Annotated in this window: 11 protein-coding genes; 8 read left to right on the top strand and 3 right to left on the bottom strand. The window is 53.9% G+C overall.

Going from position 1 to position 15,180, the window contains the following annotated elements; translation table 11 throughout:
- Window positions 1-197 precede the first annotated feature (197 nt).
- Genes DCC81_RS18330 through DCC81_RS18315 form a run of 4 tightly spaced genes read left to right on the top strand, consistent with a single transcriptional unit; the run spans window position 198 to window position 4,302 of the window.
- Complete coding sequence (locus DCC81_RS18330; protein ID WP_108688311.1) at window positions 198-2,621, top strand: ABC transporter permease; 2,424 nt, start codon at window positions 198-200, stop codon at window positions 2,619-2,621.
- Window positions 2,622-2,670: 49 nt separating this feature from the next.
- Window positions 2,671-3,111, top strand: coding sequence for a hypothetical protein (locus DCC81_RS18325; protein ID WP_108688028.1), 441 nt, complete (start codon window positions 2,671-2,673; stop codon window positions 3,109-3,111).
- A gap of 46 nt (window positions 3,112-3,157) precedes the next feature.
- Window positions 3,158-3,637 carry a hypothetical protein gene (locus DCC81_RS18320; protein ID WP_108688027.1) on the top strand — a complete coding sequence of 160 codons (480 nt, stop codon included), beginning with the start codon at window positions 3,158-3,160 and terminating at the stop codon, window positions 3,635-3,637.
- 38 nt (window positions 3,638-3,675) lie between these two features.
- On the top strand, window positions 3,676-4,302 hold the full coding sequence (locus DCC81_RS18315; RefSeq protein ID WP_240613022.1) for a DUF1349 domain-containing protein: 627 nt from the start codon (window positions 3,676-3,678) through the stop codon (window positions 4,300-4,302).
- A gap of 13 nt (window positions 4,303-4,315) precedes the next feature.
- Here the strand turns inward: DCC81_RS18315 and DCC81_RS18310 are convergent, their stop codons facing one another.
- The gene (locus tag DCC81_RS18310; RefSeq protein ID WP_133177713.1) at window positions 4,316-5,134 is read right to left on the bottom strand and encodes a glycerophosphodiester phosphodiesterase; all 819 of its coding nucleotides are present in this window, start codon (window positions 5,132-5,134) and stop codon (window positions 4,316-4,318) included.
- Between the two features lie 144 nt (window positions 5,135-5,278).
- Between DCC81_RS18310 and DCC81_RS18305 the strand changes: the two genes are divergently transcribed.
- Both DCC81_RS18305 and DCC81_RS18300 read left to right on the top strand, forming a co-directional pair.
- The gene (locus tag DCC81_RS18305) at window positions 5,279-5,857 is read left to right on the top strand and encodes a Crp/Fnr family transcriptional regulator (RefSeq protein ID WP_108688025.1); all 579 of its coding nucleotides are present in this window, start codon (window positions 5,279-5,281) and stop codon (window positions 5,855-5,857) included.
- 90 nt (window positions 5,858-5,947) lie between these two features.
- Entirely contained in the window at window positions 5,948-6,679 is a 732-nt protein-coding gene (locus tag DCC81_RS18300) for an SDR family oxidoreductase (protein WP_108688309.1), read from the top strand.
- Here the strand turns inward: DCC81_RS18300 and DCC81_RS18295 are convergent.
- Window positions 6,676-8,262: a Na+/H+ antiporter gene (locus DCC81_RS18295; RefSeq protein ID WP_108688024.1), complete on the bottom strand. Its 1,587-nt coding sequence runs from the start codon at window positions 8,260-8,262 to the stop codon at window positions 6,676-6,678. The two genes, DCC81_RS18300 and DCC81_RS18295, sit on opposite strands and share 4 nt — an antisense overlap.
- Before the next feature lie 351 nt (window positions 8,263-8,613).
- Between DCC81_RS18295 and DCC81_RS18290 the strand changes: the two genes are divergently transcribed.
- Window positions 8,614-11,658, top strand: a complete 3,045-nt coding sequence (locus DCC81_RS18290) for a SusC/RagA family TonB-linked outer membrane protein (RefSeq protein WP_108688023.1) — start codon at window positions 8,614-8,616, stop codon at window positions 11,656-11,658.
- Window positions 11,659-11,676: 18 nt separating this feature from the next.
- Window positions 11,677-13,257 carry a RagB/SusD family nutrient uptake outer membrane protein gene (locus DCC81_RS18285; RefSeq protein WP_108688022.1) on the top strand — a complete coding sequence of 527 codons (1,581 nt, stop codon included), beginning with the start codon at window positions 11,677-11,679 and terminating at the stop codon, window positions 13,255-13,257.
- A gap of 85 nt (window positions 13,258-13,342) precedes the next feature.
- Here DCC81_RS18285 and DCC81_RS18280 read toward each other — a convergent pair whose 3' ends face one another.
- Window positions 13,343-15,061: a cellulase family glycosylhydrolase gene (locus DCC81_RS18280; protein ID WP_108688021.1), complete on the bottom strand. Its 1,719-nt coding sequence runs from the start codon at window positions 15,059-15,061 to the stop codon at window positions 13,343-13,345.
- Window positions 15,062-15,180 lie beyond the last annotated feature (119 nt).

Genomic DNA, 15,180 nt, shown 5'->3' with positions numbered 1-15,180 from the left:
GCGCAAACGATTGTGTTTTTGGTAGCAAGTATCAGCAATAGCGAAAATAGTATGAAAGCATACCCGCCAAAAGCGGACAAACCTGTTCAAAAGCGAACAGGCAGGGGCTCCGCCTTCATCGTAACTTCCTGTTAAACAAGCCATTTTTGCAATGGCCTCCTTTTTGCCCCGTGGCTGCAGGTTCAATCTAAATGCCCATGTTCAGGAACTACATAAAACTTACCCTGCGCAATCTCTGGCGCAATAAAATATTCTCCGCCATTAATATCCTGGGGCTAAGCCTCGGTATTGCCATCTGCCTGCTCATCATGCTCTTCATCCGCCAGGAATGGAGCTATGACCGGTTCCATAAAAACGCGGACAACATTGTGCGCGTGATCTTCAAAGGCACGGTGAACGGGCAACTGATGAAGGAGGCCAACGTAATGCCGCCTACCGCGCAAACCCTGCTGGAACACTTCCCGGAAGTACAGGCAGCCACCCGCCTGCGCCGCGGCAGCGTCATCCTGCGCCTGGCAGACAATGCCAGCAAAGAAGACCACTTCACTTATGCAGATCCCAACTTCTTCCGCTTCTTCACCTTTCCCCTGCTGGAAGGCAATGCCGGCCAGGTATTACAGGAACCCAATACCATCGTGATCACCCGCGCCATTGCACACAAATACTTTGGGGATGCAGACCCCATTGGCAAGGTGCTCACCACCAGCGATGGCATGAACAACTTCCGGGTAACCGGAGTGATGCAGGACATGCCGGTGAACAGTCATTTCCACTTTGACCTGGTGGCTTCCATGACGGGCAACCCCGATGCAAAATCCACCAGCTGGATGGACTCCGGTTTCTTTACCTACCTGCAACTGAAGCCTGGCACGGATTACAAGGAACTGGAAGCAAAACTGCCCCACATCGTGGACGACTATATCGGCCCGCAATTCCTGGCATCCATGGGCTATTCACTGAGCGACTACCGCCGCCAGGGCAATGATGTAGGCCTGTACCTCCAGCCACTTACCAGCATTCACCTGCATTCTGATCTGGCACCGGCCACGGAGCTGGAGCCCAATGGCGACATCCGCTACCTCTACATCTTTGGTGCGGTGGCCGTGTTCATGCTGCTGATCGCGTGCATTAATTTCATGAACCTTTCTACCGCCGGCGCCACCAAACGCGCGCGGGAAGTAGGTGTGCGCAAAGTACTGGGCTCAGACCGGGCGGGGCTGATCAGGCAATTCCTTTCTGAGTCGCTGGTACTTACGTTTATATCCATGATCATAGCGGTAGTATTGTTGTATGTGGCACTGCCGGGGTTCAATAATCTTACGGGGAAAGCACTGCATTTCTCTTTATTATCTGAGCCCTATTTGGTACCGGGGCTGTTGTTATTTGGTTTGTGCACGGGATTGTTTGCCGGCAGTTATCCTGCGTTCATGTTGTCTTCCTTCACGGCCGCCCGTGTGCTGAAAGGCAGCGCCGTGGTGGGTAAGCAGGGATTCACCCTGCGCAGCGGTTTGGTGGTGTTCCAGTTCTTTGTGTCCATCACCCTCATCGTAAGCACGGTGGTGGTATACCGCCAGCTGGAATATATCCAGCATAAAAAACTGGGCTATGATAAGAACCAGGTGCTCATTATCCAGGACACGTATTTACTCGGTGCACAGCAAGAGGCCTTCTATCAAAGCCTCCTGCACGACGCACGGGTACAAAGTGTAAGCAACTCCGCTTACCTGCCCGCCGGTGCTTCAAATAATAATAATTTCTTCGTGTACACCACGGAGAAAACACAGCAAACCAAGGCGCTCCGCTATTATGTAGATGATAACTACATTGCCACCATGGGCATGCAAATGGCCATGGGCCGTAATTTCTCCCGGCAGTTCGGCACAGACAGCGCCGCGGCGATCCTCAATGAAACCGCGGTAAAAGCCTTGCGCCTTCAGGGCAATCCTATCGGCCAGTTGGTGAACCGGTCCGTTGAGAGGAGCACGGACATTAATCAATATCATATAATTGGGGTGGTGAAAGATTTCCATTTCCGTTCCATGCATGAAGCCATTTCCCCGCTGATCATGACCCTTAGTCCTTTGAATGGCTCGCTGATCGTAAAGATCAGGACCAGTGATGTGCATGGACTGGTAGCCAGCCTGGAGCAGCAATGGAAAGCGGCCCATCCCCCGGCCCCGTTTGTATATTCCTTCCTGGACGACCGGTTTAAAGAAACTTACAATGCAGAGCTGAAGACCAGCCGTACCTTGGGCATCTTTGCCTGCCTCACTATCCTGGTGGCTTGCCTGGGGCTCTTTGGCCTGGCCACTTTCACCGCAGAACAGCGCACCAAGGAAATAGGCGTGCGCAAAGTAATGGGGGCTAATGTCCCGGATATTGTGGCGCTGCTGTCTAAAGACTTTTTGAAACTGGTGCTGGTGGCCAATGTGCTGGCACTGCCGCTGGCGTGGTATGTAATGCGGCTTTGGCTGCAGGACTATGCTTACCATACCAGCATGAACGTGTGGATCTTCTTTGCAGCGGCGGCCCTGGCCGTGCTGGTGGCACTGGTGGCGGTCGGCTTCCAGTCTGTCAAGGCTGCGATGGTAAACCCGGTGAAGAGCTTGCGGAATCCGTGACTCAAATCCGGGAAACTGCTTATTTTAGCGGGAGAAACCATCATATCTTATGAGAAAAACGATTGTACCCTTGTTGCTGCTGGCCCTTGCCGCCTGCAAGCCGCATCCTAAACCCAGTTACATTTCCTTCGGCACCCGGCATTATACAGACCGGCCATTTGGCAGTGACATGAGCGTCACGTTCGTGGATAGCAGCCTGCAGGCGCAGTTTCCGTGGGCGCCCGGCACGGTGGAGGATTATTTCCGGCACACGACCAATGCGCAACTGCAACAGTATTACAAAGACAGCACCCTCTCTCCCACCTTCACACACCTCCAAACGGTGAACGGCACGCCCTTCCTGGTGGTGGAGCTCATCCATGATTACGAGGACCCGGAGAAAGGGGAATTTGCAGACAAGGTAGGGCACCTGTTCATAGACACCGATAACCACGCGGTATATGAATACCAGCCTTATACGAACAGCATATCATTGTGGCAGGCAAAATAAAAGTGTATCTTCATAATGTTGTTTTTTATTTCACTAACACCTTCACATGAAATCCACGTTCTTCCCCGCACTGGGCCTGCTTTTGCTGGGCGCCTGCCAGCAACCTGACCAAGTTAACGTTAAAATTGTAATGGACTCCACGCACAAGGCAACTTTAAATGGTACTTACCGCCTGGTGTCCAACATTATCATTACCAAAGGTGATACCGCACATGCCTACCCTGTGCCCAACCGGGAAATGATCAAGATGTTTAACGGTACCCATTTTGCTTTTTTCCAGCACGACCTTACCCAGGGCAAGGGAAAAGATTCCATGTTCGTGGCCGGCCAGGGCTCATTTACCCTCCAAGGCGACAAGTACGGGGAACATCTCACTTACTGCACGGCGCGTAGCTGGGAGAACCATGATTTCAACGACTTTACCCTGCAGGTGCACGGCGATACACTGGTGCAGCAGGGCATTGAAAAAGACGACAGCCTGCATGTAGATCACGTGATCGTTGAAACCTATGTGAAGGTGCATTAACTTTGCGCAGTATTATTCACCTATATTCAACTACGGACATGCACGTAAACTTTCACTCCGCCATCAAAAGAACAGCCCTGATGGCCATTGCCTGCTTCAGTATGCAATTTGCCAATGCCCAACAGTTCAAATGGTTCAACAAACCGGCCCAATCCTCCGGCGATGCCAGCCAGCTGCACCTGACGGTAGATCCTAACACGGACTACTGGCGTATTACCCACTATGGTTTTATCCGCGACAGCGGCCCGTTCTACTACCAGGAAGTAAGCGGCGATTTTGAAGCCAGTGTGAAAGTAAGTGGTGAATACAAGGAATTATTCCACCAGGCCGGCCTGATGATCCGTATCAACAATCAGGAATGGATCAAAACGGGGATCGAGTATGTGGACGGGGTACAAAATGTAAGCTGCGTGGTGACCCACGATAAGTCCGACTGGTCTGTAGTTCCGCGGCACGACAGTCCTAAGTCCATCTGGCTGAAACTCCTGCGCAAAGGGGATTTTGTACAGGTGCAATATTCTTTCGACAACGAAAAATTTGAGATGCTGCGGCTGGCCTATTTCCCGCCTAAAGTAAAGGTGATGATAGGCATGGTAGCCGCAGCGCCCGGCAAACAAAGCTTTGACGTTACGTTTGATGATTTCAAAGTAACGCCGGTAAAATAGGGTATGCGGCTCCTCACCTCCTATGCTGCTGCGTTAAATAACGCGTGAGCGCCCCGGGGTGATCGGTTTGCATACCCGGCACACCACTATCGAGGGCCTTGCTCCAGGAAGCAGGGCCCTCATTTTCATCCTGCACATCCAGCCATACGGCCACCCCGCGTGATTTGAGGGCGGCCAGCATTTCCGGCGTGTACTGGCCCAGTGAGCCATCTACTACAGACAACGGGTATGCATCCAGGAAAGTATTCAGGCTGGCCACGTCCTTCACATCATCCGGCACACTGCCCACCATGGGCACTTCCGGCGCCAGGCGTTTCCATTCCCGGAACTGCTCCGGGGTATTGGCATATACCACTATATTCTTCTCCATGTGCAGGGCCCTGATCATACGCCAGGTCATGTTTACATCTGCCTCTTTAAAATCCAGGTACACATTTACTTTGCCACGGCAGGCCAGCAGTACTTCCTTAAAGCTGGGCACGTGGCATTTTTTGTGATGAATATCGTCTGCAATCGTGAGGGACCTTACCTTGTCAAAGGTAAGCTCGGAGATCTTGCCTTTACCGTTGGTAAGGCCGTCTACGGAAGCGTTGTGCATGATCACCTGTCCACTGTCTGCAGTGGTGCGCAGGTCCGTTTCAATGTAATCCACGCCGGCTTTGATGGCACTGTTGTACGCTTCAAGGGTATTTTCCGGGAAATTCACGTGATCCCCGCGGTGGGCAATGACCACGGTCTTGTGTTTTACAGGTGGCAGTACCGGGCGCACATTTTGTGCTTGCAGGCCGGAAGCCGCCATGGCAGCGGCTATTGCCAGAAAATAAAATCGCATAGGCACTTGTTGTTTTACAGGCACGGTTCCCTGGTTTCCGCCGGGATCGGTCCGGTTGCAAAGCTATCAGAAAACCGGTGGGATGAAAGGCCGGAAGTATTAAAGTTATGTTAATGCCTACGGGGAATCCAGTAAATTTACTACATGACGCACCCTCTGTTGGACTATCTTTCCCTGCACCATCCCCTCCCGGAGGCCGACGCGGAGCGGATTGCAGCCATTGCGGAGCCCCGCAGCTACCGCGAAGGCGAAGTGCTTTCCCCGCAGGACCATATCTGCCGCCAGCTTTTCTTCGTGGTGAAAGGCGTGGCCCGTATTACCATGACCCAGGCAGACGGGCAAACGGCCATCCTCTTTTTTGTGCGGGAGAATAAATTCTGCACCATCCTCAAAAGTTTTTTGAACCAAACCGCGGCCCAGGAAGGCATTGAAGCTGCGTGCGACATGGAAGTGCTGGTGCTGCAGCGGGAAGCACTGTACACATTGTACAAGGAATTGCCCTACCTGCAAACGCTCATCAACCAGATCACACAGCAAACCCTGTTGGATAAGATCACGTTGCAGAGCGGGTCTTCCGGGCTGGATGCCGCGGGGCGGTACCGGTATTTCTTACAGCATATGCCGGATGTGGCCACACGGGTATCGCTCACAGATATTGCGGCCTACCTGGGCATCACGCCCCAGTCCCTGAGCAGGATCCGCAAGCAGTTTAAAGCGCCCTGATCTTCTTTCCGCCTTCTTTCTTTTTTACCATTTGATAAGTGATCCTTGTTTGCTCCGTTGGAAATTTGTGGCTCACAAAAACAGATCATCATGGACAACAAAGGTTCGCTGACAGGTAAAAAGGTTTTAGTAATGGGCGGCACCTCCGGCATAGGGCTGGGCGTAGCCAGGGCCGCGGCAGCAGCCGGCGCAGCGGTACACATCGTATCCAGTAACCGGCAGCGTGTACAACAGGCACTGGAATTACTGGGCACTAACGCACACGGGTATACGGCAGACCTCAGCCGGGAAGAAAATATCAAAACATTCTTTGACGGCATGCCACAAATAGACCACCTGGTGTACACGGCCGCAGAAAACCTGCGCCTGCACAAAGTGGTGGATACCGATATAGCCGCTGCGCGCAATTTCCTGGACATCCGCTTCTGGGGCGCTTTTGCGGCGGTTAAATATGGGGCGGTAAGGATCAATGCCGGGGGCTCCATTGGCCTGATGGGTGGCAACGCCGGCCAGCGCCCGCAATCCGGCTGGGGCCTGGCCGCCAGCATTTGCATGGCCATGGAAGGCTTTACCCGTGCGATGGCGGTAGAGCTGGCGCCCATCCGGGTAAACTGTGTAGCAGCCGGCGTGGTGCGCACCGCCTTGTGGGATAGCATGCCCGTGGCCGACCGGGATGCCTTGTTCCGGCACCTGGGGAGCGTACTGCCGGTGGGCCGTATAGGCGAAGCAGAAGATATTGCGCAAGCCTTTCTTTACCTCATGCAGCAAGGCTTCTGCACCGGCCAGGTATTAACCGTAGATGGTGGGGGCGTATTGATCTAATCGTCTTCAAAGCGGGAACGGTTCTCCTCCTCTTCCAGGTCTAGGATGCGCAGGTACTTGCGGATGATATCTTCGTCAATGCGAATATCCTTATTAATGTCGTGCAGCTCCCGGCGCTTTTCCTGCAATAGCTGGAAATAGACCTGCTGGTAGGCGCGGTGTGCCTCCTTATCATATTTGCCATCATGGTCCCGGTCTGCCGCCAGCTTGGCCTGCAGCCGCTGAAGGGCCTCGTTCCCCGCCACTATTGCCGCATGTTGTCCTTCCAGCAACGCGAGGCCCCGGGCGCCTATGCGCTTCCGGATGAGTGCCTCCTGTTCCCGGGAGGACAACATTTTATCGGGATCATCCAGGTTCAGCCAGCGCAGGAGCAATGGCAGGGTAAGGCCCTGGAACACCAGTGTAACCAGGATGACCACGAAGGTGATGAAGAGGATAAGACTACGTTCTTCAAAAGGCCGCCCGTTAGACAAAGCGAGGGGCAGTGAGAGCGCCGCTGCCAGGGACACTACCCCGCGCATACCGGCCCAACCCAGCGCCAGTGGCGCTTTCCAGCCAGGGCGATTGTCGGCCGTGGTAATGTAACGGCTAATGAAAACCGTGAACACAGCCGCACCCAGCGTGCACAAAATGCGCGATACGATCAGCAGCAGCGAGATCAGTAATCCGTACCATATGGCCTTCCCCAAACTTACTGGGCCCAGTTGGCGCACCACATCCGGCAATGCGAGCCCTATCAGCATGAACACCAGCCCATTGAGCACAAAACCCAGCATAGACCACACATTGGTGCTCTCCAGGCGGCTGCGGTAATTAAGGATCTCCTCGCTGCGCGAAGACAGGAACAGGCCCCCGCTCACCACTGCCAGCACCCCGGATACATGGAAAGACTCTGCCGCCAGGTACATCACGTAAGGCGCGGTAAGCGACAGCACCACATCCATATGCGCCGTGGTAGGCAGGAAACGGTATGCTACGTAATAGATCAACCCTATGGCCACCCCACAAAGAATACCGCCTGCAATCACCGTCACAAAACTCAGCGCCGCTTCGTGGAGCACAAAATGCCCGCTATCCACGGCAATGAGCGCAAACCGGAAAATGATCAAGCTGGACGCATCATTGAGCAGGCTTTCTCCCTCCACGATAGACAACATACGCCGGGGCGCTTTGGTATTGCGCAGGATGGCCGACGCAGATACCGCATCCGGCGGCGATACGATGGCACCCAGGAGGAAACCCAGGGCCAGGCCGAAGCCGGGGATCAGCCGGGTAGATACCAATGCCACAATGAGGGCGGTGACCAGTACAATGATCACAGCAAAGCTGGACACCACGCGGCGCCAGCGCCAGAGCTCCTTCCACGAGGTGTTCCACGCGGCTTCGTACAATAATGGTGGCAGGAAGATGATGAACACCACTTCTGGATTGAGCTGCACCGCCGGCATGGCAGGCACCAGCCCCAAAGCCAGTCCGCCCAGCACCAATACAATGGGATAGGCGATGCGCAGCTTTGAGGCCAGCATGACCAGCGAAAGAATGATAAAAATGAGCAGGATGTAGAAGATAAAAAAATGTTGCATAACAGACGGCGGCTAAATATGGATATATTCTAATATAATGAATTTACCGGTCTGTGCATGCATTTGACCATAGCCGTATTTACCTCAAATGTTCCCATCCGGCCCCCATGCTGAATTTCCCGCAAACGTTTGAGTGTGCTTCGCAAACGTTTGTGTTAGGGCGACCTGCGGCGGCCACATTTTTTCTTCCCGAAGTTGCCCCTAATTTTAAGCGTACAAAAGCCACTTATTCTATTTACTAACGCTAACGGTTATACGAATTTTACGGTGTTAGAAAAACACCTTCGATCATTCCACGCTGAAAGCCGCTGATGCTACGGCAAAAGATTTTATCATACCAAAATAGACGACATGACCAAAAGATTGCTATGTTTCCTGCTATTCCTCCTGCCACTATATGCCTTGGCGCAGGTTAAGATCAGCGGTGTAGTGCGCAGCCAGGCTGACAGGACACCACTGGAGGGCGTTACGGTAGTAGTGAAAGAAACACAGACCATGGTGCTTTCCGGCAAGGACGGCCACTTCAGCATTGCGGCCAAACCAGGCCAAACCCTTCATTTCTCTTACGTAGGCTTTACCGCGCAGGATGTAAGTGTGCCCGCCACCCCGGACGGGCCGCTGCAAGTGCAACTTCCCGAAACCAAGGAAAAGCTCAATGAAGTAGTGGTAGTGGGCTACGGCACCCAAAAGAAGGTGAACCTCACCGGAGCCGTGGGCGTGGTAACCGCCGCCAAACTACAGGACCGCCCCGTGACCAACGTGACCAATGCCTTGCAGGGCACAGTTTCCGGCGTTACGGTGGTATCCAGTAACGGGCAGCCGGGTAAAGACAACGGCACCATCCGCGTGCGCGGCATTGGAACGCTGAACAACAGCGACCCCATGGTGGTAGTGGACGGTATCATCTCCTCCATGAACGATGTTAACCCCAATGATATTGAAAGCATTTCCGTACTGAAAGACGCCGCCTCCGCCGCCATCTACGGCAGCCGTGCGGCCAATGGCGTGATCCTCATCACCACCAAGAAAGGTAAGAAAGGCACGGCGCAGGTGCAGTACAACATGTACGTGGGCCAGCAGAAAGCCACGCGCCTCCCGGATTTCCTGCCCTCCTGGCAAGCCGCATCCCTGTACAATGAAACCCTGCAGAATGAGGGTAAACCTATTCGCTACACGGATGAAGAGATCCAGAAATTCAAGGACGGTTCTGATCCTTACAACTACCCGAACACAGACTGGCTGGGCCTCTTCTACAAAGGCAGCGGCTTCCAGCAAAATCATTATGCATCTGTAAACGGTGGCACGGATAAAACCCAGTACATGTTCTCGCTGGGCTATTATGACCAGGATGGTATTGTAAAAAAATCTGATGCGCAGCGCTACACCATGCGCTTTAACCTGGACACTCGCGTAACAGACAAGTTCCGTGTCAGCGCAAACCTGGCTTACACCTACAATCCCGTCAACGAGCCATCCAATCCTTACACGGGCGACTTCTCACAGCTCTTCCGCCAGATCAACCGCATCTCCCCTATTATCCCGTACAAATATGCGAACGGGCACTATGGCTACATCGGGGATGGTAGCCCTATGGCATGGCTGGAAAGCCCGTCTTTCAACCACCTGGCAGCCAACTACCTGGTGGGCAACACCACCGCTGACCTGGAAATTGTAAAAGGCCTGCACCTGAGGCCCACCTTGGGTTACCGCCTGATCACGGATCAGAATAAAAAGTTCCTCTCCGATATACAATACTACAATGCGCAGGGGACGCCCACGCTGTACCAGGGCCCCAACTCCCTCACCGATCATGATGACCAGACCCGCGTAGTAACCCTGCAGGGTGTGATCGATTATGGTAAGACCTGGGGTGATCACAACTTCAAGATCCTGGGCGGCTACTCCCAGGAATATACGAAGTATAGTGAACTGGAAGGCTACCGAAAAGGCTTCCTCAACAACTCCCTGAGTGAACTGAATGCAGGCCCCACTGATGGCCAGAAAGCAACCGGTTATGGCTATGAAGTGGCGTTGCAATCCTTCTTTGGCCGTGTGAACTATGATTACAAGGGCAAGTACCTGCTGGAAGGCAACCTGCGTTACGACGCATCTTCCCGCTTTGCCAGTGATAACCGCTGGGGCCTCTTCCCCTCCGTGTCTGCCGGCTGGCGCGTATCTGAAGAATCTTTCTTTGAACCGCTGAAGAATACCGTATCCAACCTGAAAGTGCGTGCATCCTGGGGACAGCTGGGTAACCAGAACCTGGATGCGATCGTGGATGCGGATGGCAACAAACTGGGCGTGTATCCTTACATCACCAGCGTGTCTGCAGGGCAGAACTACAGCTTCAATAACACCATTGCAGCCGGCGTAGCGCCCACCAAAGGCGCCAATGCAGCCATCACCTGGGAGACCACCACTGAAACAGACTTCGGCATTGACGCAGGCTTCCTGCACGACGCGCTGAATGTAAGCGCAGACTACTTCATCAAGAATACGGACAACATCCTGCTGAATGTACCGGTATCTTCCACCTACGGTCTCACGGCGCCTATCCAGAATGCCGGCTCCGTGCAGAACAAGGGCTTTGAGATCTCCGCAGACTACCACAACCATGTGGGCGATTTCACCTACAGCGTGGGCGCCAATACGGCCTTCATCCGCAACAAGGTAACAGACCTGCATGGCACAGGCCCCATCATCAGCGGCGTTACCTACAAGCAGGTAGGTGAGCCCATCAACTCTTTCTACGGCTACCAGGCCACGGGCATTTTCCAGACCCAGGACGAGGTGGACAAACATGCCACCCAAAGCGGCGGTAAGATCGCGCCCGGTGATATTGCTTACAAAGACCAGAACAATGATGGCGTGATAGATGGTAACGACCGGGTGTATCTCGGCTCTTACTTCCCGAAAATGACGTACGGTATAAACCTGGGCTTAGGCTGGAAAGGCATTGATGTTTCCGCCTTCTTCCAGGGCGCTGCCGGGGTAAAAGGTTACGTGGAAGGGGAAGTACTGGGCCAGACCAGCAATGGCGCCGGCAAGCCTACTTCCGCCCTGCTGGACCGCTGGACACCGGAAAACCATTCCACAGCGTTTCCCCGCCTCTGGTCCACCTACACGCAAAACGATGCCTTGCAAACCCCCTCATCTTTCTGGGTGCGTAATGCCAATTACCTGCGTTTGAAGAACCTGCAGATCGGTTATAACCTGCCGGCAGCCTGGCTGCACGCGGTACGCCTGCAGAAAGTGCGCTTCTATTACAGTGGTCAGAACATCTGGACACACACCGCCTTCTACAGCTGGATAGACCCTGAAGCGCCTGCCGGCGAAAGAGGCTATACCTACCCGCAGGTAAAGGTGAACACCCTGGGGCTGAACGTTACTTTTTAATCCGAACAACTGAAGATCATGAGAAAGACAACATTGCTATATATAAGCGTGGTAGCGGCTTTGGGGCTTACCGCGTGTAAGAAGAACTTCCTGGACCGCACGCCGCTGGACTCCTACAGCCAATCTTCCCTTTTCACCTCCGCCAATGACGCCATTGCCGCGGTGAATGGCTGCTACAACGGCTGGGAAGATGGCTATAACATCATTTACATGGATTGCGCGTCTGACAATGCGTACGGCCAATATCCCTGGGAAGGCTACACCACGCATGGCAACGGGTACATAACCCCCACGGATGGCGATGCCGCCTCCCGGTGGAACTTTACCACCATCCAACGCGTGAACTGGTTTATGGCCAACATTGATAAAACGCCGATGGACAGCGCGCTGAAACACCGCGTAAAAGGGGAAGCCCGCTTCCTGCGCGCCTACCAGTACTTTGTGATGTATGAACTGTATGGCGACGTACCCCTGGTGACCACCCAGCTCACCACGCAGGAAGCCAACACTGTAAGCCGCACGGACAAGGCTACTGTATACAAATTCATCATGGACGAGCTCACGGAAATTGCGCCGGACCTGCCCCTGTCTTACACCGGCAGCGATGTAGGCCGCATTACCCGCGGGGCCGCCATATCACTGAAAGCCCGCCTGGAGTTGTACACCGGTGACTATGCCAACTGTATCACTGACTGCAAAACCATAATGGGCATGGGCTACACGCTGTTTCCCAACTACCAGGACCTGTTCCGCATCCAGAATAATAACAACTCGGAAACCATCCTTAACGTGCAGTACAAGGAGAACGACAATCCCTTTGAATCACTGGGGGTAATGCCTTCTTCCGGCGTGGGTGGCTGGGGCTCTATTGATCCTACACAGGCACTGGTAGACAACTATGAAATGGCCAATGGCAAGACCATCACGGAAAGCGGCTCCGGTTATAACCCGGATGATCCCTACAAGAACCGTGACCCCCGCTTATCCGCCACCATCGTATATCCTGGACAGCTATACCAGGGCAGCTACTACAACTCCATCAATGGCAGCGGTGCTGATTACTACGGGGGCAACAACAATTCCAAGACAGCTTATGTACCTAAAAAATACACCTCTAACCTGGGCGATTTCAATGATATGTGGAACGTAGGCCTGGACTTCCCCGTGATCCGCTACGCGGAGATCCTGCTCACTTTTGCAGAGGCGAAGATTGAAAGCAAACAGCTGGATGGCGAAATGTATGACGCCATAGACAGCGTACGCGTACGTGCCGGCATGCCGAAAGTGGACCGCACCGCTTATGCCACTTATGACAAGCTGCAAACCCTTATCCGCCGCGAACGCCGTTCAGAGCTGGCCATGGAAGGCCTCCGCTGGTACGATGTGAAGCGCTGGCAGATCGGTGACAAGGTAATGGCAGGCGCCGTGTATGGCGCCCGTACCGGGAATGTAAATGCCAGCACCGGCGCCCTCACCCTCACCGGTGCTCCCATCAAAGCGGAAGACCGTGTATTTGATCCAAAGAAAAACTACCTGTGGCCCATCCCGCAGAAAGAGATAGATGTGAATAAGAATTTGAAACAGAATGACCTCTACTAACAAACTAAACGTGTGATGAATGAAACAGCGGCCGGGTTCCCCCGGCCGCTTCCGTTTTATAGCAGTGATCTTTCAGCAATAGCTTCTAAAATTTCACCCCGGCAAATTCCACTCCTCCCTTCAGCACCTGGAAACGCAATTGGTGCATGCCCTTGCCCAGTTTCACCTTCGCCGTGCTGGGTGTAAATGCTGTACCAGTAGCCTCTGCCGGCTCCGTCAGCGCTTTGCCGTTTTCCGTCCACTGGAACCGGCCTTCCCCACGTACCAGGGTCTGCAGGGTGTATTCCCGTGTAGCCGGTACCGTTATCGTGTACTGGATCCATTCACCTTCTTCCGTATGGCCCACGTAGTAATCCTTTTCCGCATCCTGGAAAATATCCACGCCATCATTGCGGTACACGCCGCCACGGTTACCTACACCCGGGTGGCCGGAAATGCGGTAGTTACCGGTATCCTTATCAAAATACGCCACGCCGTTGCGGCCCAGATCATAATCTGCCGCATTGATCACCGCACCTGCATGGGCCACATGCGCTTTAAAGGGAATAGCCTTGTTGCTGTGGGGCTGGCGGATCATGGCGTCTATCACGTCGTAGTGCACAATGTTATGGCGGATGTCTGAAGCGCGGGCCAGTTCCATCAGTGACTGGTAAGCAGCGGCAGCATCCGGCGCGGTGGTGGACTTCCCGTTCCAGTAATCTACCAGTGCATCGTAACCCTTGTTAGACGGCACTTGCAGCGGGTTGTTGATGCCCAGTTTTTTGAGGGGCCACCAGCTCCAGCCTATGTTGTTGGCCTCAAACAGGCTGATGGCATCCGTAAACCAGGTATTGGAGTTCTCCCCTGTTTCTCCCAGCCATACGGGCACATTCAAATTGCGGCGGTAGCGCAGGATATGGCTGATGGATGCCGTGTCGTTATTGTTCCAGTATTTGTGAAAGCTCAGCACCATGTTCTTATCCCACAGGCCATCCTCCAGCATGCCGTTGTAGTTATTGCCCCAGCCGTTGCCTTCAATGATGATGATGTGTTCTTTATCCACGCTGCGGATAGCCGCTGTGATCTTTACCAGCAGGGCTTTCAGCGGGCCATTGTGCTTTTCACCGGTGCCATTGCGGTCCTTTTCCTGGTCGTCAAAGCCCCAGTTGGGCTCATTGAGCACGTCGTAACCAGCCACGGTGGCTTCGTGTGCGTAGCGGGTGGCCAGTTGCTTCCAGAGTGCAACTGTCTTCTCCTGGTCTGCTTCGTTTTGCCAGAGGGAAGGCTTGCTCCCGTCACGGTCGGAGATATTGAGGTCGTTGCCTTGTCCGCCGGGGGCGGCGTGCAGGTCCAGGATGAGGTACAGGTGATTCGCCTTGCACCAGGCCACCAGGCTGTCTGTCATGGCAAAGCCCTTTTCCAGCCAGGTGTTTTGCCCGGGCACGGGCTCCTTGTCAGACGGCAGGGTGTAAAGGGCAAAGTGCATGGGCAGGCGTACCTGGTTAAAGCCCCAGGCTTTGAGGGAATCAATGTCTGCTTTCGTAGTGTTATGTGCCAGCCACGTGTCGTAAAATTCCTGGGTCTGTTCCGGTGTCAGGAGTTTGCCAATGCGTTCCCGGATCTTGTGTTGCTGCCCTTCCTGGTTGAGGTGGAGCATGTAGCCTTCCTGCAGCATCCAGCCGCCCAGGCCTATACCGCGAAACAATACGTTATTGCCCCTGGCATCTACGATCTGCTGGCCTTTGGTGTGGAGAATGCCCTGTGAGCGGGCCGTTTGAAAGGCAGCCGTTGCCAGGAGCAACAGCGGGAGTAAGTGTCTTTTCATGTGCAACGTGGTATTTTGTTCAGCAAGCTGCCAAGATAATATATAATCCGCTGCCGTTCCGGCCGGGTCACGAAATCGTTTTCGGAGCGCAACGGCCGTACGCCGGGAATAAAATGCAT

The sequence above is a fragment of the Chitinophaga parva genome, assembly GCF_003071345.1.
Taxonomy (GTDB): domain Bacteria; phylum Bacteroidota; class Bacteroidia; order Chitinophagales; family Chitinophagaceae; genus Chitinophaga; species Chitinophaga parva.
Note: the sequence above shows the minus strand (reverse complement) of the source record. Positions and strands in the feature narration are given on the sequence as shown.